The organism is Pseudomonas sp. TE3644, from assembly GCF_056278815.1.
This window is the reverse complement of the sequence record NZ_JBWBQF010000001.1, coordinates 5466364-5492596: the sequence shown is the minus strand read 5'-3', so window position 1 is coordinate 5492596 and position 26233 is coordinate 5466364. Positions and strand designations below refer to the sequence as shown.

At 60.0% G+C, this 26233-nt stretch carries 21 protein-coding genes, 2 tRNA genes and 3 rRNA genes; 18 read left to right on the top strand and 8 right to left on the bottom strand.

Annotated elements, in window-relative coordinates; all coding sequences use genetic code 11:
* Window positions 1–143: 143 nt before the first annotated feature.
* The 11 genes from ACZ9GA_RS24285 to rrf all read left to right on the top strand — a co-directional run bounded on the left by ACZ9GA_RS24285 (window position 144) and on the right by rrf (window position 12206).
* Window positions 144–1868 carry an acetolactate synthase 3 large subunit gene (locus tag ACZ9GA_RS24285; RefSeq protein ID WP_457360241.1) on the top strand — a complete coding sequence of 575 codons (1725 nt, stop codon included), beginning with the start codon at window positions 144–146 and terminating at the stop codon, window positions 1866–1868.
* Between the two features lie 2 nt (window positions 1869–1870).
* Complete coding sequence (ilvN, locus tag ACZ9GA_RS24280) at window positions 1871–2362, top strand: acetolactate synthase small subunit (protein WP_027981911.1); 492 nt, start codon at window positions 1871–1873, stop codon at window positions 2360–2362.
* An 85-nt stretch (window positions 2363–2447) separates the two neighbouring features.
* The gene (gene ilvC, locus ACZ9GA_RS24275) at window positions 2448–3464 is read left to right on the top strand and encodes a ketol-acid reductoisomerase (protein ID WP_455922534.1); all 1017 of its coding nucleotides are present in this window, start codon (window positions 2448–2450) and stop codon (window positions 3462–3464) included.
* A gap of 148 nt (window positions 3465–3612) precedes the next feature.
* Window positions 3613–4470 carry a CDP-diacylglycerol--serine O-phosphatidyltransferase gene (gene pssA, locus ACZ9GA_RS24270; protein ID WP_457360243.1) on the top strand — a complete coding sequence of 286 codons (858 nt, stop codon included), beginning with the start codon at window positions 3613–3615 and terminating at the stop codon, window positions 4468–4470.
* Between the two features lie 49 nt (window positions 4471–4519).
* On the top strand, window positions 4520–5530 hold the full coding sequence (gene msrP, locus ACZ9GA_RS24265) for a protein-methionine-sulfoxide reductase catalytic subunit MsrP (protein WP_457360245.1): 1011 nt from the start codon (window positions 4520–4522) through the stop codon (window positions 5528–5530).
* Entirely contained in the window at window positions 5530–6120 is a 591-nt protein-coding gene (gene msrQ, locus ACZ9GA_RS24260) for a protein-methionine-sulfoxide reductase heme-binding subunit MsrQ (RefSeq protein WP_457360247.1), read from the top strand. The genes msrP and msrQ overlap by 1 nt, the downstream gene beginning before the upstream one ends.
* An 894-nt stretch (window positions 6121–7014) precedes the next feature.
* Window positions 7015–8551: ribosomal RNA gene (locus ACZ9GA_RS24255) — 16S ribosomal RNA — on the top strand.
* 123 nt (window positions 8552–8674) lie between these two features.
* Window positions 8675–8751, top strand: a tRNA-Ile gene (locus ACZ9GA_RS24250).
* A gap of 10 nt (window positions 8752–8761) precedes the next feature.
* Window positions 8762–8837: transfer RNA gene (locus tag ACZ9GA_RS24245), tRNA-Ala, on the top strand.
* 219 nt (window positions 8838–9056) lie between these two features.
* Window positions 9057–11949: ribosomal RNA gene (locus tag ACZ9GA_RS24240) — 23S ribosomal RNA — on the top strand.
* 141 nt (window positions 11950–12090) lie between these two features.
* Window positions 12091–12206, top strand: a 5S ribosomal RNA gene (rrf, locus tag ACZ9GA_RS24235).
* Together the 16S, 23S and 5S rRNA genes with 2 tRNA genes alongside form the textbook arrangement of a ribosomal RNA operon.
* Before the next feature lie 311 nt (window positions 12207–12517).
* Here rrf and mksF read toward each other — a convergent pair.
* The 4 genes from mksF to ACZ9GA_RS24215 are packed head-to-tail and all read right to left on the bottom strand — an operon-like array spanning window position 12518 to window position 17451.
* Window positions 12518–15352, bottom strand: coding sequence for an Mks condensin complex protein MksF (gene mksF, locus ACZ9GA_RS24230; protein WP_457360248.1), 2835 nt, complete (start codon window positions 15350–15352; stop codon window positions 12518–12520).
* On the bottom strand, window positions 15349–16020 hold the full coding sequence (gene mksE, locus ACZ9GA_RS24225) for an Mks condensin complex protein MksE (RefSeq protein ID WP_457360250.1): 672 nt from the start codon (window positions 16018–16020) through the stop codon (window positions 15349–15351). The genes mksF and mksE overlap by 4 nt, the downstream gene beginning before the upstream one ends.
* Window positions 16010–17299, bottom strand: a complete 1290-nt coding sequence (gene mksB, locus ACZ9GA_RS24220) for an Mks condensin complex protein MksB (RefSeq protein ID WP_457360252.1) — start codon at window positions 17297–17299, stop codon at window positions 16010–16012. The genes mksE and mksB overlap by 11 nt, the downstream gene beginning before the upstream one ends.
* Entirely contained in the window at window positions 17296–17451 is a 156-nt protein-coding gene (locus ACZ9GA_RS24215) for a hypothetical protein (RefSeq protein WP_155980421.1), read from the bottom strand. The genes mksB and ACZ9GA_RS24215 overlap by 4 nt, the downstream gene beginning before the upstream one ends.
* A 13-nt stretch (window positions 17452–17464) precedes the next feature.
* Here ACZ9GA_RS24215 and ACZ9GA_RS24210 point away from each other — a divergent pair, with 13 nt between their 5' ends.
* Together ACZ9GA_RS24210 and rimI are read left to right on the top strand one after the other, a co-directional pair.
* Window positions 17465–18241 carry an energy transducer TonB gene (locus ACZ9GA_RS24210; protein WP_457360254.1) on the top strand — a complete coding sequence of 259 codons (777 nt, stop codon included), beginning with the start codon at window positions 17465–17467 and terminating at the stop codon, window positions 18239–18241.
* Window positions 18234–18686, top strand: a complete 453-nt coding sequence (gene rimI, locus ACZ9GA_RS24205) for a ribosomal protein S18-alanine N-acetyltransferase (protein ID WP_027976748.1) — start codon at window positions 18234–18236, stop codon at window positions 18684–18686. The genes ACZ9GA_RS24210 and rimI overlap by 8 nt, the downstream gene beginning before the upstream one ends.
* A 122-nt stretch (window positions 18687–18808) precedes the next feature.
* Here rimI and ACZ9GA_RS24200 read toward each other — a convergent pair whose 3' ends face one another.
* Complete coding sequence (locus ACZ9GA_RS24200; protein WP_457360256.1) at window positions 18809–19213, bottom strand: serine kinase/phosphatase; 405 nt, start codon at window positions 19211–19213, stop codon at window positions 18809–18811.
* A gap of 150 nt (window positions 19214–19363) precedes the next feature.
* On the opposite strand from ACZ9GA_RS24200, the gene can reads away from it, so the two are divergent.
* The gene (can, locus tag ACZ9GA_RS24195) at window positions 19364–20011 is read left to right on the top strand and encodes a carbonate dehydratase (RefSeq protein WP_457360258.1); all 648 of its coding nucleotides are present in this window, start codon (window positions 19364–19366) and stop codon (window positions 20009–20011) included.
* Window positions 20012–20117: 106 nt separating this feature from the next.
* Here the strand turns inward: can and ACZ9GA_RS24190 are convergent, their stop codons facing one another.
* Window positions 20118–21263, bottom strand: a complete 1146-nt coding sequence (locus ACZ9GA_RS24190; RefSeq protein WP_457360259.1) for a hypothetical protein — start codon at window positions 21261–21263, stop codon at window positions 20118–20120.
* A 205-nt stretch (window positions 21264–21468) separates the two neighbouring features.
* On the opposite strand from ACZ9GA_RS24190, the gene ACZ9GA_RS24185 reads away from it, so the two are divergent.
* Window positions 21469–22044, top strand: coding sequence for a D-Ala-D-Ala carboxypeptidase family metallohydrolase (locus ACZ9GA_RS24185; RefSeq protein WP_457360260.1), 576 nt, complete (start codon window positions 21469–21471; stop codon window positions 22042–22044).
* Here ACZ9GA_RS24185 and ACZ9GA_RS24180 read toward each other — a convergent pair.
* Window positions 22032–22886, bottom strand: a complete 855-nt coding sequence (locus tag ACZ9GA_RS24180) for a LysR family transcriptional regulator (protein ID WP_457360262.1) — start codon at window positions 22884–22886, stop codon at window positions 22032–22034. The two genes, ACZ9GA_RS24185 and ACZ9GA_RS24180, sit on opposite strands and share 13 nt — an antisense overlap.
* 107 nt (window positions 22887–22993) lie before the next feature.
* Between ACZ9GA_RS24180 and ACZ9GA_RS24175 the strand changes: the two genes are divergently transcribed.
* Window positions 22994–23392 (top strand): tautomerase family protein, encoded by a 399-nt coding sequence (locus tag ACZ9GA_RS24175; protein ID WP_457360264.1) that lies wholly within the window; start codon window positions 22994–22996, stop codon window positions 23390–23392.
* Window positions 23393–23395: 3 nt separating this feature from the next.
* On the opposite strand, the gene ACZ9GA_RS24170 is transcribed toward ACZ9GA_RS24175, so the two are convergent.
* A complete protein-coding gene (locus ACZ9GA_RS24170) occupies window positions 23396–24340 on the bottom strand; it encodes a 2-hydroxyacid dehydrogenase (protein WP_457360265.1) in 945 nt (314 codons plus the stop codon).
* Window positions 24341–24448: 108 nt separating this feature from the next.
* Here ACZ9GA_RS24170 and ACZ9GA_RS24165 point away from each other — a divergent pair, with 108 nt between their 5' ends.
* Together ACZ9GA_RS24165 and ACZ9GA_RS24160 are read left to right on the top strand one after the other, a co-directional pair.
* Window positions 24449–25156 carry a TerC family protein gene (locus ACZ9GA_RS24165; RefSeq protein ID WP_457360267.1) on the top strand — a complete coding sequence of 236 codons (708 nt, stop codon included), beginning with the start codon at window positions 24449–24451 and terminating at the stop codon, window positions 25154–25156.
* A gap of 636 nt (window positions 25157–25792) precedes the next feature.
* A complete protein-coding gene (locus ACZ9GA_RS24160; RefSeq protein WP_457360269.1) occupies window positions 25793–26068 on the top strand; it encodes a hypothetical protein in 276 nt (91 codons plus the stop codon).
* The last annotated feature ends 165 nt before the right edge of the window (window positions 26069–26233 follow it).

Sequence of the window (26233 nt, the reverse complement as noted above, 5' to 3'; positions counted from 1 at the left end):
CGCAACACTTTGGGGAAGTCCCAATACTTGCTCAGTCAGTGCTGACGTAGTCGGCGACCACCGTCGCTCATGCTCTGCTGGCAGTAAACCTATTAAGACCCGTTCCCATGGAGCGGTATTCTGGCGTTTTAGAGGTGAACAACGTGGAGCTTTTATCTGGCGCTGAGATGGTCGTCCGCTTTTTGCGTGACGAAGGCGTTAAGCACATCTACGGGTACCCTGGTGGTGCTCTCCTGCATGTTTACGATGCCCTGTTCAAAGAACCGGAAGTGGAACACATCCTGGTTCGTCACGAGCAGGCCGCAACCCATATGGCTGACGGCTACGCCCGTGCCACCGGCAAGGCCGGCGTGGTACTGGTAACCTCCGGCCCGGGTGCGACCAACGCCATCACCGGCATCGCCACGGCCTACATGGACTCGATCCCCATGGTCGTGCTGTCCGGCCAGGTTGCTTCCACTCTGGTAGGTACCGACGCGTTCCAGGAAACCGACATGATCGGTATTTCCCGGCCGATCGTGAAGCACAGCTTCATGATCAAGCACGCGTCGGAAATCCCTGAAGTCATGAAAAAAGCCTTCTACCTGGCGCAGTCCGGTCGCCCGGGGCCTGTCGTTGTCGACATCCCGAAAGACATGACCAACCCGGCCGAGAAGTTCGAATACGTCTACCCGAAAAAGGCCAAGCTGCGCTCCTACAGCCCGGCCGTTCGTGGCCACTCGGGCCAGATCCGCAAAGCCGTGGAAATGCTGCTGGCCGCCAAGCGTCCGGTGATGTACGCCGGCGGTGGCGTGATCCTGGGCGGTGCTTCGGCGCAGTTGACCGAGCTTGCACAGCTGCTGAACCTGCCGGTGACCAACACCCTGATGGGCCTGGGCGCCTACCCGGGCATGGACCGTCAGTTCGTGGGCATGCTGGGCATGCACGGCAGCTACACCGCCAACCTGACCATGCACCACGCCGACGTGATTCTGGCCGTGGGCGCGCGCTTCGATGACCGTGTCATCAACGGCGCCAGCAAGTTCTGCCCGAACGCCAAGATCATCCACATCGACATCGACCCGGCATCGATCTCCAAGACCATCAAGGCAGACGTGCCTATCGTCGGCCCGGTCGACAGCGTGCTGACCGAAATGGTCGCCACCCTGAAGGAAATCGGCGAAACCCCGAACAAAGAGTCGGTGGCCAGCTGGTGGAAGCAGGTTGACGAGTGGCGCGGTGACAAAGGCCTGTTCCCTTACAACAAGGGCGACGGCAGCCTGATCAAGCCGCAGACCGTGATCGAGACCCTGTGCGAAGTGACGGGCGGCGACGCCTACGTCAGCTCCGACGTGGGTCAGCATCAGATGTTCGCAGCCCAGTACTACCGCTTCAACAAGCCGAACCGCTGGATCAACTCCGGCGGCCTGGGCACCATGGGCTTCGGCCTGCCTGCCGCCATGGGCGTGCAGATGAGCTTCCCCGACGCCCACGTGGCCTGCGTGACCGGTGAAGGCAGCATCCAGATGAACATCCAGGAGCTGTCCACCTGCCTGCAGTACGACTTGCCGGTGAAGATCATCCTGCTCAACAACGGCGTGCTGGGCATGGTCCGCCAGTGGCAGGACATGAGCTACGGCGGTCGTCACTCGCACTCGTACGTGGAATCGCTGCCTGACTTCGTCAAGCTGGTCGAGGCCTATGGCCACGTCGGCATGCGTATCACCGATCTGAAAGACTTGAAGCCGATGATGGAAAAAGCCTTCGCCATGAAGGACCGTCTGGTGTTCCTGGACATTCAGGTCGACGTCACCGAGCACGTCTACCCGATGCAGATCAAAGACGGTTCGATGCGCGATATGTGGCTGAGCAAGACGGAGCGTACCTAATCATGCGGCACATTATTTCCCTGCTGTTGGAAAACGAACCGGGTGCGCTGTCGCGTGTGGTCGGGCTGTTCTCGCAACGCAACTACAACATCGAAAGCCTGACCGTGGCGCCAACCGAAGATGCGACCCTGTCGCGCCTGACGCTGACCACTGTCGGCCACGATGAGGTGATCGAGCAGATCACCAAGAACCTCAACAAATTGATCGAAGTGGTCAAGCTGGTCGACCTGTCGGAAAGCGCGCACATCGAACGTGAGTTGATGTTGGTCAAGGTCAAGGCCACCGGCGCCCAGCGCGCCGAGATCAAGCGCACCACGGATATCTTCCGCGGGCAGATCGTTGACGTCACCAGCAGTGTCTACACCGTACAACTGGCCGGGACCAGCGATAAGCTGGACAGCTTCATCCAGGCCATCGGCACCGCCTCGATCCTGGAGACCGTCCGCAGCGGCGTCACCGGCATCGCCCGCGGCGACAAAGTGCTGAGCATCTGAACACGGCAGTAAAGGTGGCGGGACAACCCGCCACCCTCAACCAAATTAGCGTATGGCCACAGGCCAAGATAACAGGGGTAATTTCATGAAAGTTTTCTACGACAAAGACTGCGACCTGTCCATCATCCAGGGCAAGAAAGTTGCCATCATCGGTTACGGCTCCCAGGGCCACGCTCAAGCGTGCAACCTGAAAGACTCCGGTGTTGACGTCACTGTCGGTCTGCGCAAAGGCTCGGCCACTGTTGCCAAGGCTGAAGCCCACGGTCTGAAAGTTGCCGACGTGGCTAGCGCCGTCGCTGCTGCCGACCTGGTCATGATCCTGACCCCGGACGAGTTCCAGGGCGCCCTGTACCGTGACGAAATCGAGCCGAACATCAAGAAGGGCGCTACCCTGGCCTTCTCCCACGGTTTCTCGATCCACTACAACCAAGTCGTGCCACGCGCTGACCTGGACGTCATCATGATCGCGCCGAAGGCCCCAGGTCACACCGTGCGTTCCGAGTTCGTCAAAGGCGGCGGTATCCCTGACCTGATCGCTATCTACCAGGACGCTTCGGGCAACGCCAAGAACGTTGCTCTGTCGTACGCTTCGGGCGTTGGCGGCGGCCGTACCGGCATCATCGAAACCACCTTCAAGGACGAGACTGAAACCGACCTGTTCGGCGAACAAGCCGTACTGTGCGGCGGTACCGTTGAACTGGTAAAAGCCGGTTTCGAAACCCTGGTTGAAGCTGGCTACGCGCCGGAAATGGCCTACTTCGAGTGCCTGCACGAACTGAAGCTGATCGTTGACCTCATGTACGAAGGCGGTATCGCCAACATGAACTACTCGATCTCCAACAACGCCGAATACGGCGAGTACGTGACCGGCCCTGAAGTCATCAACGCCGAATCCCGTCAGGCCATGCGCAACGCTCTGAAGCGCATCCAGGATGGCGAATACGCCAAGATGTTCATCAGCGAAGGCGCTACCAACTACCCTTCGATGACCGCCAAACGTCGCAACAACGCCGCTCACGGCATCGAAGTCATCGGCGAGCAACTGCGCTCGATGATGCCTTGGATCTCGGCGAACAAAATCGTCGACAAAGCCAAGAACTGATTCAAGTCTTGTAGCGATGAAAAACGCGGCTTAGGCCGCGTTTTTTCGTTATGGCGGTCAGGTTCTGGTATAAAGCTGCAACGTTTGCGGTCGAACCCCGGCCGCGCACGTCTGTCGAAACTTTCCACACCGTTGCAAGGTACTGTCCATGAGCGAACGTCCCGAAGAGCCGCACACGGCCTCTGACGCCGAAAGCCTGCTGCCGATCGATGAGCATGTCGAAGAAGGGCATGACGCAGAAGGGCGTAAAGTCCGGCATCGCGGCATCTATCTGCTGCCAAACCTGTTTACCACGGCAAACCTGTTTGCCGGGTTCTACTCGATCATCAATTCCATCAGCGCGCAAAGTGCACTGAGCGCCGGCAACTCCGTCGATGCCGCCAAGTACTTCTCGTTTGCTGCCATCGCCATTTTCGTTGCCATGGTGCTCGATGGCCTGGACGGCCGCGTGGCGCGCATGACCAACACCCAGAGCGCCTTTGGCGCCGAATACGATTCGCTGTCCGACATGGTCGCCTTTGGCCTGGCGCCGGCGCTGCTGGCCTTCGGCTGGGCGCTGGGCGACATGGGCAAGGTGGGCTGGATGGTCGCCTTCATCTATGTAGCCGGTGCCGCGCTGCGCCTGGCTCGCTTCAACACCCAGGTCGGCACCGCCGACAAGCGCTACTTCATCGGCCTGGCCAGCCCGGCTGCGGCCGGCGTTGTGGCCGGTACCGTGTGGGCGTTCAGCGACTACGGCATCCAGGGTTCCAAGCTGTCGTTCCTGGTGGCCTTGCTGGTTGCAGCGGCGGGCATGCTGATGGTCAGCAACATCAAGTACAACAGCTTCAAGGAGCTGGACCTCAAGGGCCGCGTGCCTTTCGTGGCCATCCTGGCCGTGGTGCTGGTGTTCGCCGTGGTGTTCAGCGATCCGCCGCGCATTTTGCTGCTGATCTTCCTGTGCTACGCAGCCTCCGGCCCGATTCAATATCTGTTACGCAAGAGCCGGCACAAGGCGGGCGAATAAGCTCATACTCCGTGGTCTGATGCTGATATAGCCAGACCGCGGAGCGCTTATGCTGATCAAGCTTGCAAAGACTTCGGACTGCAACGAGTCCGAAGTCACCCCTCACGCTACCTACCTTTCGCGTCGCACCTTGCTCGGCGGCTCCCTGCTGGCCCTGGCCGCGACCGGCCTGCCGCGCATCGCCACGGCCGACCCCTCTTTATATAGTGACGTAGAACCCGGCAAGGCACCTGGCTGGTTCAGCGACAAGCTGCCCGGTACCCAGTGGCAGGCCATGACCGTGAAAGGGGAGGCCATCACCCCGTTCAAGGACGCCACCCACTACAACAACTTCTACGAGTTCGGCACCGACAAGGGTGACCCGGCTGCCAATGCCGGCGCCTTGAAGACTGAGCCGTGGACCGTGGTGATTGACGGCGAAGTCGGCAAGCCGGGGCGCTACGCGCTGGAAGACTTCATGAAGCCTTACCAGTTGCAGGAGCGCATCTATCGCATGCGCTGTGTCGAGGCCTGGTCGATGGTCATTCCCTGGCTGGGGTTTCCCCTGGCCGATCTGCTCAAGCAGGTGGAGCCCACCAGCAAGGCGAAATACATCCGCTTCGAAACGCTCAACGACCCGAAGGTGATGCCAGGTCAGCGATCCGATTTCGCCCTGATCCAATGGCCTTATGTAGAGGGCCTGCGCCTGGACGAGGCCATGCACCCGCTGACCATCCTGGCGGTGGGCATGTACGGCCGCGAACTGCCCAACCAGAATGGCGCGCCGTTGCGCCTGGTGGTGCCGTGGAAGTATGGCTTCAAGGGCGTGAAGTCTATCGTGCGTATCAGCCTGGTCAGCGAGCCGCCGGTTACCACCTGGCAGAACATCGCCCCGGACGAGTACGGCTTCTACGCCAACGTAAACCCCCAGGTTGACCACCCCCGTTGGACCCAGGCCCGCGAGCGCCGCCTGCCCAGCGGGCTGTTCAGCCCCAATGTGCGCGACACCTTGATGTTCAATGGGTATGAGGAGGAGGTGGCTTCTCTTTATACGGGTATGGATCTGCGGAAGAACTATTGATGCGTTACGTGTGGTGGCGGTTGGCGGTGTTTGTCGCGGCGGGGGTATGGCCGTTCTGGTGGGTGTATCAGGCGTGGATCTTCGCGCTGGGGCCAGACCCGGGCAAGGTGCTGGTAGATCGCCTGGGGTTGGGCACCTTGATATTGCTGATGGTGACCTTGTGCATGACCCCGTTGCAGAAGTTGACGGGGTGGGCCGGGTGGCTGCGTGTTCGGCGGCAGCTGGGGTTGTGGTGCTTTGCTTATGTGGTGATGCACCTGGCGGCGTATCTGTTTTTTGTCCTGGGATTGGATTGGGGGCAGTTGGGCGTGGAGTTGCGCAAGCGGCCTTACATTATTGTGGGGGCGTTGGGGTTTGTGTGTTTGCTGGTGATGGCGGTGACGTCGAACCGTTATAGCCAGCGGCGGCTGGGGCGGCGGTGGAAGATGCTGCATCGGTTGGCTTATGGGGTGCTGGGGTTGGGGTTGTTGCATTTTTTGTGGGTGGTGAGGGCGGATTTGAAGGAGTGGGTGGTTTATGCGGGGGTGGGGGTGTTGTTGATGGTGGTTAGGGTGCCTGGGGTGGCGCGGCGGATTCCGCGGGTGGTTTAGGGTTGGGTGTTGTGGGATTGCATGAGGGCGGCTAGGTGCATGTCTTTGGATTGCATTAAGGCCACCAGGTGCATGCCTTTAGGATTTCATGCCTCATGAAATCGAGCGCCGCCCGCGCGGCGCTTCGCGGGCAGAGCCCGCTCCCACGTTTGTTTCGGGCCAGTTATGCCAGTGCCATCACCTCGTCCGCCTTGTTTGCCCACTGCAGATCTGTGTTGGTGCCGCCAGGTGCACCACCAATCCACAGCGGGGCACGTTGCAACCAACGTGGGAGCGGGCTCTGCCCGCGAAGCGCCGCGCGGGCGGCGCTCGATCTCATGAGGCATGAACCTCTCCCGACATGCACCTGGCGGCCCCGATCCGGTGTGCTGCGTGGATGCTTTTGACTTTAAAGACAATTTGTTGAAATTAACCCTTGACCTGCCTTTGAATCTCTCTATAATTCGCCCCACTTCCGGCGCAGACGAAACGGAAAACTCCTTGAAACTCAATGAGTTAACCGAAGTAACCAGCCCTGAAGTGTTTCGATCTTAACGTCGAAAGCGGCAAAAAGGCAGTTGACAGCGACTCAAATCACTGTAAAATTCGCCTCCCGCTAACGAGAGATCGAAGCGAGCCAAGTGTTTGAAGTTCAACGAGAAATTCTGAAAAACTTCAAAATAAACGCTTGACAGGCTCTGAGGAAAGCGTAGAATGCGCGCCTCGGTTGAGACGAAAGAATCAACCAACCGCTCTTTAACAACTGAATCAAGCAATTCGTGTGGGTGCTTGTGACTCAGACTGATAGTCAAAAAGATTATCAGCATCACAAGTTACTCCGCGAGAAATCAAAGATGTAACCAACGATTGCTGAGCCAAGTTTATAAGGTTTTCTCAAAACCTAATTGCAGTATTGAACTGAAGAGTTTGATCATGGCTCAGATTGAACGCTGGCGGCAGGCCTAACACATGCAAGTCGAGCGGATGAGAAGAGCTTGCTCTTCGATTCAGCGGCGGACGGGTGAGTAATGCCTAGGAATCTGCCTGGTAGTGGGGGACAACGTTTCGAAAGGAACGCTAATACCGCATACGTCCTACGGGAGAAAGCAGGGGACCTTCGGGCCTTGCGCTATCAGATGAGCCTAGGTCGGATTAGCTAGTTGGTGAGGTAATGGCTCACCAAGGCGACGATCCGTAACTGGTCTGAGAGGATGATCAGTCACACTGGAACTGAGACACGGTCCAGACTCCTACGGGAGGCAGCAGTGGGGAATATTGGACAATGGGCGAAAGCCTGATCCAGCCATGCCGCGTGTGTGAAGAAGGTCTTCGGATTGTAAAGCACTTTAAGGTGGGAGGAAGGGTTGTAGATTAATACTCTGCAATTTTGACGTTACCGCCAGAATAAGCACCGGCTAACTCTGTGCCAGCAGCCGCGGTAATACAGAGGGTGCAAGCGTTAATCGGAATTACTGGGCGTAAAGCGCGCGTAGGTGGTTTGTTAAGTCGGATGTGAAATCCCCGGGCTCAACCTGGGAACTGCATCCGAAACTGGCAAGCTAGAGTATGGTAGAGGGTAGTGGAATTTCCTGTGTAGCGGTGAAATGCGTAGATATAGGAAGGAACACCAGTGGCGAAGGCGACTACCTGGACTGATACTGACACTGAGGTGCGAAAGCGTGGGGAGCAAACAGGATTAGATACCCTGGTAGTCCACGCCGTAAACGATGTCAACTAGCCGTTGGGGACCTTGAGTCTTTAGTGGCGCAGCTAACGCATTAAGTTGACCGCCTGGGGAGTACGGCCGCAAGGTTAAAACTCAAATGAATTGACGGGGGCCCGCACAAGCGGTGGAGCATGTGGTTTAATTCGAAGCAACGCGAAGAACCTTACCAGGCCTTGACATCCAATGAACTTTCCAGAGATGGATTGGTGCCTTCGGGAACATTGAGACAGGTGCTGCATGGCTGTCGTCAGCTCGTGTCGTGAGATGTTGGGTTAAGTCCCGTAACGAGCGCAACCCTTGTCCTTAGTTACCAGCACGTTATGGTGGGCACTCTAAGGAGACTGCCGGTGACAAACCGGAGGAAGGTGGGGATGACGTCAAGTCATCATGGCCCTTACGGCCTGGGCTACACACGTGCTACAATGGTCGGTACAGAGGGTTGCCAAGCCGCGAGGTGGAGCTAATCTCACAAAACCGATCGTAGTCCGGATCGCAGTCTGCAACTCGACTGCGTGAAGTAGGAATCGCTAGTAATCGCGAATCAGAATGTCGCGGTGAATACGTTCCCGGGCCTTGTACACACCGCCCGTCACACCATGGGAGTGGGTTGCACCAGAAGTAGCTAGTCTAACCTTCGGGGGGACGGTTACCACGGTGTGATTCATGACTGGGGTGAAGTCGTAACAAGGTAGCCGTAGGGGAACCTGCGGCTGGATCACCTCCTTAATCGACGACATCAGCTGTATCATGAGCTCCCACACGAATTGCTTGATTCATTGAAGAAGACGATAGAAGCAGCTTTAAGCTCCAAGCTGATAGCTGAACTAGCTAACAGTTACGCTCGAAATTGGGTCTGTAGCTCAGTTGGTTAGAGCGCACCCCTGATAAGGGTGAGGTCGGCAGTTCGAATCTGCCCAGACCCACCAATTTTGTTATGGGGCCATAGCTCAGCTGGGAGAGCGCCTGCCTTGCACGCAGGAGGTCAGCGGTTCGATCCCGCTTGGCTCCACCATAAACTGCTTCCAAAGCTTAGAAATGAGTATTCGCATCGAATATTGATTTCTGAACTTTATCAGAATCGTTCTTTAAAAATTTGGGTATGTGATAGAAAGATAGACTGAACGTTACTTTCACTGGTAACGGATCAGGCTAAGGTAAAATTTGTGATTCAAATTGCAAATTTTCGGCGAATGTCGTCTTCATAGTATAACCAGATTGCTTGGGGTTATATGGTCAAGTGAAGAAGCGCATACGGTGGATGCCTTGGCAGTCAGAGGCGATGAAAGACGTGGTAGCCTGCGAAAAGCTTCGGGGAGTCGGCAAACAGACTGTGATCCGGAGATGTCTGAATGGGGGAACCCAGCCATCATAAGATGGTTATCTTGTACTGAATACATAGGTGCAAGAGGCGAACCAGGGGAACTGAAACATCTAAGTACCCTGAGGAAAAGAAATCAACCGAGATTCCCTTAGTAGTGGCGAGCGAACGGGGACCAGCCCTTAAGTTGATTTGAGATTAGCGGAACGCTCTGGAAAGTGCGGCCATAGTGGGTGATAGCCCTGTACGCGAAAATCTCTTGTCAATGAAATCGAGTAGGACGGAGCACGAGAAACTTTGTCTGAATATGGGGGGACCATCCTCCAAGGCTAAATACTACTGACTGACCGATAGTGAACTAGTACCGTGAGGGAAAGGCGAAAAGAACCCCGGAGAGGGGAGTGAAATAGATCCTGAAACCGTATGCGTACAAGCAGTGGGAGCAGACTTTGTTCTGTGACTGCGTACCTTTTGTATAATGGGTCAGCGACTTATATTCAGTGGCGAGCTTAACCGAATAGGGGAGGCGTAGCGAAAGCGAGTGTTAATAGCGCGTTTAGTCGCTGGGTATAGACCCGAAACCGGGCGATCTATCCATGGGCAGGTTGAAGGTTGGGTAACACTAACTGGAGGACCGAACCGACTACCGTTGAAAAGTTAGCGGATGACCTGTGGATCGGAGTGAAAGGCTAATCAAGCTCGGAGATAGCTGGTTCTCCTCGAAAGCTATTTAGGTAGCGCCTCATGTATCACTGTAGGGGGTAGAGCACTGTTTCGGCTAGGGGGTCATCCCGACTTACCAAACCGATGCAAACTCCGAATACCTACAAGTGCCGAGCATGGGAGACACACGGCGGGTGCTAACGTCCGTCGTGAAAAGGGAAACAACCCAGACCGTCAGCTAAGGTCCCAAAGTCATGGTTAAGTGGGAAACGATGTGGGAAGGCTTAGACAGCTAGGAGGTTGGCTTAGAAGCAGCCACCCTTTAAAGAAAGCGTAATAGCTCACTAGTCGAGTCGGCCTGCGCGGAAGATGTAACGGGGCTCAAACCATGCACCGAAGCTACGGGTATCACCTTTTGGTGATGCGGTAGAGGAGCGTTCTGTAAGCCTGTGAAGGTGAGTTGAGAAGCTTGCTGGAGGTATCAGAAGTGCGAATGCTGACATGAGTAACGACAATGGGTGTGAAAAACACCCACGCCGAAAGACCAAGGTTTCCTGCGCAACGTTAATCGACGCAGGGTTAGTCGGTCCCTAAGGCGAGGCTGAAAAGCGTAGTCGATGGAAAACAGGTTAATATTCCTGTACTTCTGGTTATTGCGATGGAGGGACGGAGAAGGCTAGGCCAGCTTGGCGTTGGTTGTCCAAGTTTAAGGTGGTAGGCTGGAATCTTAGGTAAATCCGGGATTCTAAGGCCGAGAGCTGATGACGAGTTGTCTTTAGACGACGAAGTGGTTGATGCCATGCTTCCAAGAAAAGCTTCTAAGCTTCAGGTAACCAGGAACCGTACCCCAAACCGACACAGGTGGTTGGGTAGAGAATACCAAGGCGCTTGAGAGAACTCGGGTGAAGGAACTAGGCAAAATGGCACCGTAACTTCGGGAGAAGGTGCGCCGGTGAGGGTGAAGGACTTGCTCCGTAAGCTCATGCCGGTCGAAGATACCAGGCCGCTGCGACTGTTTATTAAAAACACAGCACTCTGCAAACACGAAAGTGGACGTATAGGGTGTGACGCCTGCCCGGTGCCGGAAGGTTAATTGATGGGGTTAGCTAACGCGAAGCTCTTGATCGAAGCCCCGGTAAACGGCGGCCGTAACTATAACGGTCCTAAGGTAGCGAAATTCCTTGTCGGGTAAGTTCCGACCTGCACGAATGGCGTAACGATGGCGGCGCTGTCTCCACCCGAGACTCAGTGAAATTGAAATCGCTGTGAAGATGCAGTGTATCCGCGGCTAGACGGAAAGACCCCGTGAACCTTTACTATAGCTTTGCACTGGACTTTGAATTTGCTTGTGTAGGATAGGTGGGAGGCTTTGAAGCGTGGACGCCAGTTCGCGTGGAGCCATCCTTGAAATACCACCCTGGCAACTTTGAGGTTCTAACTCAGGTCCGTTATCCGGATCGAGGACAGTGTATGGTGGGTAGTTTGACTGGGGCGGTCTCCTCCTAAAGAGTAACGGAGGAGTACGAAGGTGCGCTCAGACCGGTCGGAAATCGGTCGTAGAGTATAAAGGCAAAAGCGCGCTTGACTGCGAGACAGACACGTCGAGCAGGTACGAAAGTAGGTCTTAGTGATCCGGTGGTTCTGTATGGAAGGGCCATCGCTCAACGGATAAAAGGTACTCCGGGGATAACAGGCTGATACCGCCCAAGAGTTCATATCGACGGCGGTGTTTGGCACCTCGATGTCGGCTCATCACATCCTGGGGCTGAAGCCGGTCCCAAGGGTATGGCTGTTCGCCATTTAAAGTGGTACGCGAGCTGGGTTTAGAACGTCGTGAGACAGTTCGGTCCCTATCTGCCGTGGACGTTTGAGATTTGAGAGGGGCTGCTCCTAGTACGAGAGGACCGGAGTGGACGAACCTCTGGTGTTCCGGTTGTCACGCCAGTGGCATTGCCGGGTAGCTATGTTCGGAAAAGATAACCGCTGAAAGCATCTAAGCGGGAAACTTGCCTCAAGATGAGATCTCACTGGAACCTTGAGTTCCCTGAAGGGCCGTCGAAGACTACGACGTTGATAGGTTGGGTGTGTAAGCGCTGTGAGGCGTTGAGCTAACCAATACTAATTGCCCGTGAGGCTTGACCATATAACACCCAAGCAATTTGAGCGGAAGCCAGATTGCGGTGTTGTGAAGATGATACGAACCGAAAGTTTGCTGATCCACAAATACCATCACATACCCGATTCGCTGGAATGCCACCCAAAGGGCATCCTGGCTACAGAATTTCTTGACGACCATAGAGCATTGGAACCACCTGATCCCATCCCGAACTCAGCAGTGAAACGATGCATCGCCGATGGTAGTGTGGGGTTTCCCCATGTGAGAGTAGGTCATCGTCAAGATTAAATTCCGAAACCCCCATCTGCGAAAGCAGGTGGGGGTTTTGTATTTATGGCTCCCCCACTCCCTTGTGGGACCGGGCGAAGCTCGGGAAGCGAACGACTCGATTCCCCTGCTGGCCCCTTCCCGAGCTTCGCCCGGTCCCACAGGCGCCTTGCCGTAGCCGCTGCCGCCAGGCTGCGCTGGCCGCAAGCCTCACTGAAGATCTGCAGCGCACTCCAGGGCCAGCGCAGCCTACGGCAGCGGCTACAGGTTTCGCAGGCACAAAAAACCACCCATCGCGGGTGGTTTCTTTGCAAGCCATCAGCTCAGATCAAGCCGAAACCTCTTCAGCCTCATCATCCTCAACCACCACCTTCACCGCATCATGACGACGGATGTACTTCCAGTCCGACTCATCAATGTAGATGCCGTTAGGCCCGCTACCACCTTCCAGGTCGATGGCCACATGGGCCGACACCTGTGGCTTCACGCTCGCCAGAATCGGTACAAAGCCCAATTGCTGGCTGGTTTCCAACAGCGCCGACTGGTTACGCTCGTCGATGTCCGCCGCCTCGTCCAGGTAGTAAGGCAAGCGAATACGCCCCGCCTGGTCACGGTCCATCAAGTGCAGCAACAAGTACATGTTGGTCAGCGCCTTGATGGTCATGGTGGTGCCGTTGGACGCCGCACCGTCGATGTCGGTGTGGATGATTGGCTGGCCGTTGACCTTGGTGATCTCGAAGGCCAGTTCGAACAGGTCCTTGAGACCCAGCTGGTTATGGTTGGCAGCTACCAGGCGGGCCAGGTATTCCTTGGCCTCTTCGTTCTTGTTGTCCTGCTCGGCGCTTTGGCTGAGGTCGAACACCGACAGCGTCTCGCCTTCTTCGTACTGGCCGGCGCTGTGGATGATCTGGTCAATGTGCTTGAGCGCTTCCTTGTTGGGGGCCAACACGATGCGGAAGCTCTGCAGGTTGGACACCTGACGCTTGTTGATCTCGCGGTTGAACAGCGCCAGCTGGTGTTCCAGGCTGTCGTAGTCGCTGCGGATGTTGCGCAGGGTACGGGCGATGTCGGTCACCGCCGCGCGCCGGGCCTTGGCCAGGGTGATGGCTTCTTCGCTGCGGTGGTCATAGGCGTTGATCAGCAGTTGCAGACGGCGCTCCATGTCATCTTCGCTGTCGAACTTGGCCACGCCTTTCAAGCGCACCTGGGCGTATAGCGCGTCGATCTGACCGTCCACGCGCTGCAGGCCTTGCCAGCTGTCCTGGTAGTCGTTGAGCAGTGGCAGCAGGTTGTCCATGGAGTCGTCCACCGCTTCCATGAACGGCGTGCCGAACGGCAGGTCAGCCGGCAGCAGCTGACGGCGGCGCAGTGCGTCGTCCAGGGTGCGTTGCTTGGCTTCCATGTCAGCGATCTGGCGGCCTACTAATTGCAGCTTGGCCGACAGTTGCTGGACGCGTTCGGTAAAGGCATCGCTGGAGCGCTTGAGTTCGTCCTGGGCGGCTTCCAGTTGCGCCAGTTGTTCCAGCTTGTCTTCTTCCTCGGCACCCAGGGTCTGGGCACGGCGGAAATCTTCCAAAGCCTTCTGGGCATCGAGTACCTGCTGGTACAGGGCCTCGGTCTGCTCTTTGCTGGCGGCGCGGTCGGAGGCCACGGCCTGCTGGGTCTTGAGCTGCTTGAGCTCTTTCTCCAGACGCTCCTTCTGCTCGCGCAAGGCGGCACGGTCGGCCAGGGCCTGCAGGGCAGGGGGCTCGATGTGGGACAGGTCGATGGAAATACCCGGCACTTCGAAACGCTCACCCTTGAAGCTGTCCAGGATCGCTTCCAGGGATTTGACCCAGGCGTCGCTGTCATCCAGGGCAATGCCCTGCTCACCCAGCGGCAGGCTGAACAGCGCGCTGTTGAACAGGCGCATCAGGCGCTCCACGTCCTGTTGCGAGAACTCCTCGCGCAGGCGGGCGTAGCTGTTGTTGTCGGCATGGTCGAGTTGCTGACGCACCGACTTCAGGCGTTTTTCCAGGTCGCGCAGACGCTCTTCCAGGTCTTCGGCGCTGAACTGACGTGACTGCGCCAAGGCACCGGCCAGTTCGTCGTGGGCGTCCTTGGCGGCCAGCAGTTGCTGTTCCAGCACCTTCACGTCGGTGACCAGCGCGAAGCGATGCTTGAGCACCGACAACTCGCCCAGCCAGCGCTGCACTCCGGTGATCTCGCGCTCCAGGCGCATCAGTTCCTGGGTGCCGCCACGCTGGTTGTTCTGCAGCGCGTCCTGTTCCTTGCGGTAGTGCTCGGACTGGATGACCAGCTCTTCCTTGCGCGCACCGGAGTAGTCCTGCCAGGTACCCAACAGCGAATCCAGTACCGGCGAGATGCGGTGCAGCTTGCCGCGCAGAATGTCGCGCTGACGCACGCCGTTGGCCAGGGCCTCGACCAGCGGGCCGGCGGACACCAGCGAGTTGTAGTCCTGCTCCATGCGTCGCACATCACGGAAGGCTTCTTCGCACGCGGCGATGTAGTCGACGCTGCCCGAACGCAGGCTGTGCTCGAAGGCATCCAGGAACAGCTGCTTGAGCTTGGCCGCGGTGATTTCGCGCATGTGCAGCAGGTTGATGAACAGCGCGCGGAAAGTCTTCAGGCTCTGCTCGCTGGTGGAGCGCAGCGGGATCAGGGTCAGGTCCAGCGGTACCGAGGTGTGGCCGCCTACCAGCAGGCGGCGCAGTTCGTCGGGCTTGAGCTCGTAGGCCTTCAGGCCATTGCGCTCCAGGTTGCTGAACAGCTCTTTCTGCCGCAGGCAGGTGTCGTTCTTTTGGTAGTGCGCCAGGTCCAGCTCGCCTTTATAGGCAAAGAACTGGTGACCGAAACCACCACCCGGGCCGCGACCGACCACGCCGATCACGTGCCGGCCGTGGGGCAGCGACACTTCGCAGAGGATGTAGCTGGTGTCGCTGGCAAAGTAGAAGCGCCGCGATTGCTCCAGGCTGTACTTGCCGAAACTCATGTCCGACATGCGCGCCAGAATCGGGAACTGCAGCGCGTTGATCGACGCCGACTTGCCCAGGTTATTGGCACCGTACACCGACAGCGGGTTTTCCAGCGGGAACAGGCCCAGGCTGTAGCCGGCGGTGTTGAGCAGGGCAAAGCGGGTGATGCCGTAGCGTTCCTGGCTCATGCATCGATCTCCTGTTCTTCGGCGATGGCACGCGCCAGGGCTTCTTCTTCCGACTCGTCGGCGTCATCGATGACGATGATGTCGTCTTCATCCACCAGCACCGGGGTCGGCAGTGGCAGGTCGCTGTGCAGGCTGGCGGCCAGGTTGCGGTCCTGCTGCACCGACAGGCACACGTCGAGAAAACGGTGCATGGGCGGCAGGAAGCGGAACACGCCGTTTTCTTCGCCGGCGAAACCCAGCTGGGTCATGCGGCGCATGATCTTTTCTTCCAGCTCTTCGGGGGTCTGCACCTCGGCCTGCAGAAACAGGTCACGGTACTTCTCCAGCAGCGAAGGCAACTCGTCGCGGCCGATGCTGCCGCCGTCCAGGACGGCCATCGGGTCGCGGCCCTGGTCGGCCAGGTGTTCTACCAGGATGAAGGTGAACAGCGACAGGCGCTGGGCGGTCTTGTTGACCTGCGCCGCAGCCTGCTCGGGCACGAAGTAGTAGAAACCGCGGGTGTCGCATACCAGTTCGAAGCCCAGCGCGCGGAACAGGCCGCGGTACTGGTCTTGCAGGTTGGACAGTTGCGCGTACAGCTCCGGGTCCCGGCGGCTGATGTGGAAGCCCTTGTACAGCTCGCGAAAGATCGGCGCCAGCTGGGACATTTCGGACAGATCAAGATTCATGTGCAGTGCTCGCAGAGGGTTCCAACGGCGCCGCGATGGGCGTATCGGCGCTGGAAAGCAGGGCGAAGGAGCGCAGGCTGACGCGGTGCTCCAGGGTGTGATATTCGCGGCGCTCCAGGCGCTCGCGGGCAAAGCGTTTGTCGCGCGACAGGCGCGAGAACCAGTACAGCAGTTCGTCGGTGGCGCCCTCGGGCTCCTGCTCCAGTAGCCATACCATCAGGTCGGGCAGGGGCAGGGCGTCTTCGCAACGGTCGAGCATTTCCTTGACCGTGCGCGGTGCTTTCGGCGGCTCGCCGTCGCGGGTCTTGTGCGCCTTAGGGAACTGCGCCGGCTTGGCTTCGAAGCGCGCCAGGGCGTAGACATAGGCCTCCACCTGGCTGGCACTGCCCAGGAAGGTGCTTTGCGGCCGGGTGAACATCGGCATGGCGGCCTGTGGCACGGCATCCAGGCCCTTGCGGCGGATGGCCGACAGGGCCAGGGCGGCGCCACGGGTCACGGCGTTGTGGCGGCGCGCCTCTTCACGCAGCGGCAGCAGCAGTTCGCGCGCATGACGCAGGGTCAGCTGGGCGCGGGTCTGCATTTCGAGGATGCGCGCGTGGGTGCGCAGCAACATGTCGTCGTCCACCAGATGGCCCAGGCGCTGTTGCTCGGTGAGCATGCGCAACAGCACGTTCTCGACCTTGCGCACGCCTTGCTCGAAGGCGCCGTCGGCGTTCACCAACTGGATCATCGGCTCGACGTATTCGTCCCAGGTGGCCAGTACTTCTGCGTAACGCTGACGCAGCGGAATCTGCCGGTCGCTGGTCTTGGCGCGCTCGGCCACGGCCACCAGGGCCTGCTCATCGTTGTCGAGCTTCTTCAGCACGTCGCGGATCCGCATGTCCAGCAGGCGCAGTTGGCGGGCCAGGTCGTTGCCATCGCGAATGTCGAAGGCGTCCTGAATGTGCCCGGCCAGCCGCTCCAGGTGGCGCAGGTAGGCTTCGATTTCCAGGCACAGCCCCAGGCGGTGCTCGCGACGCAGGTAGGCGAGGAAGTCGTGGATCTGCGCATTGAGCTCAAACCGGTTGGGGCTCTTGGCCACCGGCACCAGAATGTCCAGGCGGATCCACACGTCCAGCACCGCGGTGATTTCCTGCGGCGTGCTGTCCAGTTGCTGGGCAGCCACCTGCTGGCGAAGTTCGCTCAGGCTCAGGGTGCCCTGGTCGAAATGGGCGCACAAAGGTTCCAGCAATGCCCAGTGTTCGGCGAGTGCGCGCAAGACGCGCTTGGGTTCGATCATTGGATGGCCGACTCGTTGCCAAATAAAAGCGGCGATTGTACTGCATCAACCGCCCCTTCATTGAGCCCCTGATCGACTTGGCGCAGGTTTGTGATGATCAACTGCGGCACGGCGCACAGAACGGCGGTAGAATTGGCGTTTAACTTATCCACAGATGGCCGCGCTTTGTTGATCGAATCCAGTCGCCGCGCTTACCTGGCCGCCATGCAAGTGGTGCAATGGCTGCCGCGCACCGAATTGCCGTTCGCCGCGCCCTCGCGCTCGGAACTGCTGGCCCCGCCGGCACCGGTCGAGCCGCCGCCGGTCGCCGTGCAGGCCCCCGCAGGCGCATCCGTCGCCCCGGTGGCCCGTTCGTCCGAGCGGCCTAAAATCGAAGTGCCACGGCCCACGCCCAAGGCGGCCAGCAAACCGGCCATCGAGCCTGAAGCCGCCCCCGTGGCGCCCAAGGTTGTGCAAGCCCCGCCGCCACGCTTTGCCCTGCAACTGCTGCGCGCCGGTGCCTGCCTGATCCTGGTGGAACTGCCCACCGGCGAGCCGTTCCAGAGCCGCGACCCGGCCTACCTGCTGCTCAAGGACATGCTGCGCGCCGCCGGCCTGCCCGACGCGCCGCAGATCGTCGGCGAGCCGGTACGCTGGCCGCTGCTGGTACGAGGCAACCTGGACCAGGGCCCGGAAGCGGCCCGTGATTTCGTCCAGGGCTTTGTGCTGGCTCGGCTGGAAGAGGCACCCTGCGAGTGTCTGTGGCTGGTAGGCCTGCCTGCCGTACGCTTTGCCGGCGAAGCCAACGCCGAAGACTACAACCGCGAATTGCAGGTGGAGGGCCTGGGCAGCGCCTGGTGCCTGCCAAGCCTGGAACTGTTGATGGACGAGCCGCAGCGCAAGGCGGACGTCTGGAAAGCCATGCGCCAACTGATGGCGCGCTGGAAATCGAATAATGAGTGATGCCGTAACCTTCCGCCGCATGACCGAAGCGGACCTTGAAGCTGTACTGAAGATTGAATACGCCGCCTACAGCCATCCGTGGACGCGTGGCATCTTTCTCGACGGGCTCAAGTCCTATGAAATCTGGCTGATGTTCGAAGGTGAGCAGCAGGTAGGGCACGGCGTGATCAACGTGATCATCGATGAGGCGCACTTGCTCAACATCACCGTCAAGCCGGAAAGCCAGGGGCGCGGGCTGGGCCTGCGCCTGCTGGAACGCTTGATGAGCCGCGCGTATGAGATGAACGGGCGCGAGTGCTTCCTGGAAGTGCGTGACAGCAACCGTTCGGCGTATCGTTTGTATGAGCGCTTCGGCTTCAACGAAATCGGCCGACGTCGCGATTACTACCCGATTGCTGGCGGCCGGGAAGACGCGCTGGTGATGGCCTGCACCCTGTTCGAATAACCCTCTCCCCCCCTGTGGGACCGGGCGAAGCTCGGGAAAGCCTCACCGCGGTATGTCTGAACCACCGCAGCGTCGTCTTCCCGAGCTTCGCCCGGTCCCACAAGGGATTGTGAGTAGCCCTTTCAGCGCTTGCCATCCAACGGATCAACCTGCGCCCACTCGGCCTCATCCAGCCCATCCCCGCCACCAATCTCATCCTCATCCACCACGCTCAGGCTCGCATCCGCCGCCCGGCCACGCCCGGCTTCATTGGGCGAGCGCGCGCCGTCCTCGTCGATCAGGGTTTCGGGGCTCATGTCGTCATCGGTCGGTTCATGATCATCCATCGAAGCCCCCGTCATACCCGCCTCACGGGCTCGCCGGGGTGGCAGTTGCTGCTCAAGCTCCGGGGTGGTCATCTCGTCACCGATTTTTGCCGTGGGCTCGTCCTGGTCCAGGTGCAGCTCTTCCATGGAGCCCATGCGGTCTTCGTTGTCGTCGATGGGCGCTGGCTGCGGCGCGTGCATCGGGCGGTGTGACTCGGTCATGGCAATTCCTCATGTTTTGGGGCCTTAATAGGGTGGACCCATGGCCTTCATGAAGATTCCCCCCGGTATCGTGCCAGCCATCGTGGCAACCGCGTGACCTGGGGCGCCTGGCGCCAGTCATAGGTTGCGCACCAATTTCGAGGCTAGAATATGAACGATCTACAGGAACTGATTGATAACAACGCCCGCTGGGCCGAAGGCATCAAGCAGAAGGATCCCGATTTCTTTGCCAAGCTGGCACGCCAGCAGACGCCGGAGTTTCTCTGGATCGGCTGCTCCGACGCACGGGTACCGGCCAACGAGATCGTCGGCATGCTGCCGGGCGATCTGTTCGTACACCGCAACGTGGCCAACGTGGTGCTGCACACCGACCTCAACTGCCTGTCGGTGATCCAGTACGCCGTGGACGTGCTCAAGGTCAAACACATCCTGGTCACCGGCCACTACGGCTGCGGCGGCGTGCGCGCTTCCATGCAGGACCGCCAGTTCGGCCTGATCGACGGCTGGCTGCGTTCGATCCGCGACCTGTACTACGAAAACCGCGTGGCCCTGGCCGAGTTGCCCACCGAGGAAGAACAGGTGGACCGCCTGTGCGAACTCAACGTGATCCAGCAAGTGGCCAACGTGGCGCACACCAGCATCGTGCAGAACGCCTGGCACCGTGGCCAGCCGCTGTCGGTGCATGGTTGCATCTACGGCATCAAGGACGGCCGCTGGAAGAGCCTGGGCGCCAACATCAGCGGCTTCGAGCAACTGCCGCCGCAATACCGCCTGCGCCCGATCGACCCGCAGTCGTAACACCGCCGCCCTGTAGCCGCTGCCGAAAGCTGCGCTGGCCCTGACTTACACTGAGAATCTGCAGTGAACACAAGGGCGAGCGCAGCCTGGCGGCAGCGGCTACGTGCTACAGGGGGCTTGGCGGCAAGGTCGCCGGCGCCTTCAGGCTTTTCGCCGCGCTGCACAGCGCTTGCGCCTGCTCCGGCGTGTCCTTGCGAATCGTGGTGTAGAACAATTCGCAGCTCTGCAGCTTGTCCGTCACCTGCCACTTCTGCGTGCACGCGCTCAGCGTCGCCTTCGGGTCAGCCTTCGGGTTGCCACCCATGCCTGCTTGCCAGCAAGCGGCCGTCAGATCCTGCCCCATCACTTTCACACCGGCCGCATCGGCCTGCGCCTGATTGTTGTCATGGTTGGCCGGGTCCGCCGCATACCAGATGTAACTGGGGTGGTTGGCCCCCAACACCGGTACATTCTTGCCCGGCACAGGGCTGATCGTCGCCAGGCCCAGCACTGACACCGTAGGCCCGTATTGGGTCTTGATCCAGTTACGCACCGGCGCACCAAAGGCCACCATCGGCAGCGTCTGCCCGGCCAGGCTCTGGCTGACCTGCTTGACCATGGTGGTCTGGTAATCGTTGAAGTAGCTGTAGGTGCCTTCCAGGTCGCTGCCCGCCGTGGCAGGGGCGGCGATAGGGGCGATGTCGATGATGGTCTGGTAGCCCGGCGTCTGCGCGGCGGCCACGCCGTTGGTGGTCAACAGCTCGGCCCAGCGGTCAGTGGTATTGGATTTCAGATAGTCCTGGGCCTGGGTCAGCGAATAGTCCGGCGGGAAGTGCAGCAACTCCACGCTGCGACGGTTCTCCAACGCCATGCCCAGCGGCAGGAACAGGTACCAGTTGTACGCCCACTTCTTGTCGGCCAGCAATTGGCTGGCGCCCTTGTAGGCCAGGTCGCCTGCGTTGAGCAACTGGATCAGCGGCTGATCGTAGTTGTCGGGCACGCCCTTGAGGGTGGCGAACACCTGTTGATTGTCCACCGTCACCTTGAGCGTGGCGTTGGTATACCCATCGCGTTGCAGGCTCTGGTTGAGGTAGTGCTCCACGGTCTGTTCCAGCGTCCAGTTCTGGAAGCAGATGACATTGCAATTGTTGGGGTAGGCAAACAGCTGGGTGACACGCTGGGTGCTGCCCAGATCAATCTGGATATCGGCCTGGGCGGCGCCGGCCAGGGTCAGGCCGGCCAATACGGTCGCGAGCGCAGAAGCTTTCAACATGCATAACTCCTTGTCAGTGGGAGCGGGCATAGTGCGTGACTGCGCCTTGCCGTGGAATGCCCCCGCGCAAAAAATCTGCGTTGTAGCCGCTGCCGCCAGGCTGCGCAGGCCCCCAGCTACACTGCATATTTTCAGCGCACACTTTTCAGCGTACACCAGGGCCAGCGCAGCCTGGCGGCAGCGGCTACGCAAGGGTGGGGGCACAATGAAGGTGATCGTGGTGATGACGCTGATCAGCACCCTGGCAAGCGCCAGCGATGACCGCGACCAAGCTCAATTCGTGCACTGGCTCCGCCACCACGACACCACCCGCTTCGAACGCTTCCTGGTACAGCGCCACCTCGACACCGTGGTGCCGCTGTACCAACTGCTGCGCACCGCCAGCGACTGGCGCCAATGCCAGGCCCAGCCCTTTGCCATCCCCCCGGCCAGCCAGTGGCCCGCCGTGGAGTCGACCCTCAAGCTGCTCGACACCCTCAGGCAACAAGGCGTGCTGACCCGCTTCGAAGTGGTATCCGCCTACCGCGACAAGCGCCTCAACACCTGTGCCGGCGGCGCGGTCCACAGCGCCCACACCCAGGCTTTCGCCGTGGACCTGGAATTCCCTGAGGGCAGCACCGACCCACAACGCCTGTGCCAATTCTGGCGGCAGCACGGCGGCGAGTGGCAATTGGGCCTGAGCCGCTACCCCTCCGGCCGCGTGCACCTGGACACCACCGGCTACCGCACCTGGGGCGAGGACTACAGCGCCCGCACCTCGTATTGCCTTCAGCCCCAATGAGCCTTGAGCACCGCGAGCACCTCCCGGGCCAGTGGGTCCGCGTGTTCATTGACGCGCGCGCGAAACTGCACCGGGGGCAGTGGCGGCATTTGCCAGTTGGCCGGCACTGGCACCGTGCCCGGCGGTATCGATGACTCATTCAGGCAGGCCACCCCCAGCCCGGCGCTTAGCGCCGATTGCAGACCGGCAACGCCCGATGCCGAATGCGCCACCAGATAGGGGCGGCGAGCGCGGTCGAGGATATCCAGCGCCAGCCCCTGCAACGAGCAACTGGCCGGCAAAATCACCAGTGGCAACGTGGCGGGGCGCTGGTCTGCCAGGTGCTCGGCCACGACCCACTGCAAACGCTCATCACGCACCGTCTCCACGCCTTCGGCGGGCGCCGTATCGTCACGCAGAATCTGCATGTACAGGCCGATATCGAAATCCGCAGGCTCAGCCTCGATCAGCGCGCTTTTGCGCACTGTCACATGCAGGCGCAGGCCGGGGTAACGCTCGGCCAGGCGTTTGAGCAGCGGGGCGATGGCGTTGGGGCGGAAATAGTCGGTAATCAGCAAGCGCAGGTCACCGCTCAGGCGCGTGCCGCGCATGTCGTGCAAAGCCTGCTCATTGAGGTCCAGCAGTTGCCGGGCATGACCCAGCAGCCGCTCGCCTGCCGGCGTCAGGCGAGTGCCGCGCTTGCTGCGGGTGGACAGTTGCAGGTCGCAGAAGGCTTCCAGTTTCTGCAACTGTTCGCTGACCGCCGACTGTGAGCGATGCAAGCGTTCGGCTGCCGCCGACAAGGTGCCGGATTCGGCCACCATCACCAGGGTATGAAGCAGATCAAGGTCGAAGCGCTGCATGATGATCACGCCATTTACCGATGGATATCATTTAAATATCCCGCTTTTCCGATGTCTGGGCAAGGGTGAAGATTACTCCACCACCCATCCCACCAAGGAGCGACATCATGCCTGGCCTGTCATTGCTGATTTCCGGCGAACCCAAATCCGAGCTAATCCCCTTGCTGGCGCGCGAGCTCACCGAGCTGACCTGCGCGGTGCTCGACAAGCACCCACACAGCACCACCGTGCTGATCGACTTTCTGCCCCGCGCCCAGTGGTTTATCCACAACCGCAGCCTGGCGGAACTGGGCAAGGACGCCTTCCGCCTGCAGGTGACCATCACCGACGAAACCACCACCAAGGATCAGAAGGCGCGCTTCCAGAGCGAGGTCTACGCGCTGCTGGCCGAGCGCATCGGCAACCTGCACTCGCACTCCAACGTGCACGTGATCGACTGCCGCGCTTCGGCGTACAGCTACGCCGGCATCACCCAGGAACACCGTTACCAGCATCCCCAGGCGTAGTACTCAAGGCGTAAACGGGATAGGCGTCAGCACCGGCTGGCCAGCGAAGAAGGCCAGCAGGTTCTGATTGACCAGGCTCACCGTGGCCTCCGATGCCTGTGGCGACAAACCCGCCACGTGCGGGGTCAGCACCACGTTGTCCAGCGTCTTGAGGGCATCGGGCACCGATGGCTCGTCATCGAACACATCCAGCGCCGCGCCGGCGATGGTGCCCTGGCGCAGGGCCTCGATCAGGTCGTCGGTGGCGATCACGCTGGCGCGCGCGATGTTGACCACGAAACCGTCCGCGCCCAGCGCCTGCAAGGCGGCCTTGTCGATGGCATGGCGGGTGTCGGCGCCGCCGGGCGTGGCGATGATCAGGAAGTCGCAGGCCGCCGCCAGCTCCAGCGGCGTGGCGCAGTACTGATAGTCCACGTCCGTGCGCGGCCGGCGGTTGTGGTAGCTCACCGACATGTCGAAACCGCGCGCTGCACGTTTGGCAATCGCCAGGCCCACTGCGCCCAACCCCAATACGCCCAGGCGCATGCCCTCCAGCGTCGGGCGGCTCAGTTTGCGCCACTCACCACGGCGTACCGAGGCATCGGCCTGGGGAATGTCGCGCACCAACGACAGCAGCAGCGCCATGGCGTGGTCGGCCACCGACGAGGCGTTGGCGCCGGCGCCATTGGTCACCGTAATGCCGGCGGCATGGGCGGCGGCAAGGTCCACGTGCTCGTACCCGGCACCGATCACACAGATGATCTTGAGATTGGGCAGCGCGGACATTTCATCGGCGAAGAAACCCAGCGGGCCGCGGGTCAGCACCGCATCGATGCGTTCGCCGTGCTCCTTGATCGCGGCCGCGCGCAGCTCGCGGGTAGGCGCCAGGATCAGGTTGAAACCGCTGTCCTCAAGGATATGCAGGTAATCGTTGACGGCCTCTACCAGTACCAACACCGTTGCACTCATGGGGTCCCTCCGGGGGCAAGAAAGTCAGGCGCACGTGGCGCGGCCTCCCATTGACCGATTCCCTGCGACAATGGTCAATGACTAATCAAGCCGCCGCGAGTTTTTTTCATGTTCTGGTTGACCGACCCTGCCGTGTGGACGGCCCTGTTGCAGATCATCGCCATCGACCTGCTGCTGGGTGGCGACAACGCCGTGGTCATCGCCCTGGCCTGCCGCAACCTGCCGCGCCAGCAGCGGCGCAAGGCGATTTTCGGCGGTGTGGTGGGCGCCATTGCGCTGCGCGTGGTGCTGTTGTTTTTTGCCATGCAGTTGCTGTCGTTGCCCTACCTGAAGCTGGTCGGCGCGCTGTTGCTACTGTGGATCGGCATCAAGCTGCTGGTGCAGCAGGATGAAGGCCACGGCGAGATACGTGGCGATGTACACCTGTTCAACGCCATCAAGACCATCATCGTCGCCGACGCCGTGATGTCGCTGGACAACGTACTGGCGGTGGCCGCGGCTGGCGCCGGGAATATCTACCTGGTCAGTTTTGGCGTGTTGATCAGCATCCCGGTGATTGTGCTGGGCAGTCGACTGGTGCTGGCGGCCATGGAGCGCTTCCCGGTGGTGATCCAGTTGGGTGGGGCGTTGATTGGCTGGATTGCGGGCAGCATGGCGGTGGCGGACCCGGTGGTGGCGGGGTGGTTGCCCGGTAGCGTCGGGCTGCAGCATTACGTGGGCAGTGCGGTGGGTGCGCTGTTCGTGTTGGGCATAGGTGCATGCTGGAACCGGCGCTTGAAAGCCCACAAAAATCCCCTGCCGAGCAAACAAGGCTGACAACTCGGCCTGACAGGCTATGGCACGTTGCAACAAACTGTGGGAGCGGGCTCTGCCCGCGAAGCGCCGCGCGGGCGGCGCGCGGTATCAGGGGCACCGAAAAAATCCAGGCTGGCTCCTGTGAGCGTCACTGCAATTTCAAGGCAGGAAATTCGGGGGGTTCTGAATGAGTTCAGCTGTAGATTGCATCATGGCCGCCAGGTGCTAGCCGAAGTTTTTCCAGCGCCCTTCAGATCGCGCGCCGCCCGCGCGGCGCTTCGCGGGCAGAGCCCGCTCCCACAGTTTGTTGCACCGTACCATGGTCTGTCCCATTGAGTTGCCAGCCTTGTTTGCATGGCATAAGACCTGTGTTACCCGCTTGTAGGCCCCCATGAATCCATTTCTGTAGGACGTTTCCCAAGTTGCTTTTGCGGGGTTGTTTACGCCCGCAAACAGGGGGATATTGCCCCCCGTCATCCAAACGGATGGCCGGGTTTGACAGCTCGAACAACCCCTCTGCTTACCTTGCACGTTATGGTGACTGTGCGTGGGGCGCCCTCGGGCGCGCTGGAGGTTAGTGGAGGACTTCGGTCTGTCAACCCGCGCACAGCCACCACCCATTTGTGGGCGTGGCCCACCACTTCAAAGGAATGTTCCATGACTGATTTCATCCCCTCCAGCAGTAACTGCACCTCCACCCCCGTGCTCTACATCGACACCACCGCGCCGTTGCCCGACCTGTTCCAGTTCGCCGACACCCGCGTACGCGCCGTGCGCGACATGCTCAAGAGCCTGGCGTGCATGGGCTACCGTTCGCTGGATGAGGAGGACCTGGGCAGCTTCGCCACCGGCTGTTACCTGCTGCTGGAAACCGGTTGCGATGCGCTGGACCTGTGTGGGCAACGCCTGCAACGTGGTGAGGCTCTGCGCTAACACTCGATCTGCGCTACCCCTCAGACGTCCCTCGCTCCGAACCAGCTGGCTTCACCCGTTTTGAATTCAAATGCAAATCGCAATGTGCCCGATGCGAGGCTTGCTTGTGCTCTGATGATTGTTGTCATTACCCCTTAACCTCCCCCCGCTCTACTGATGCTTTTC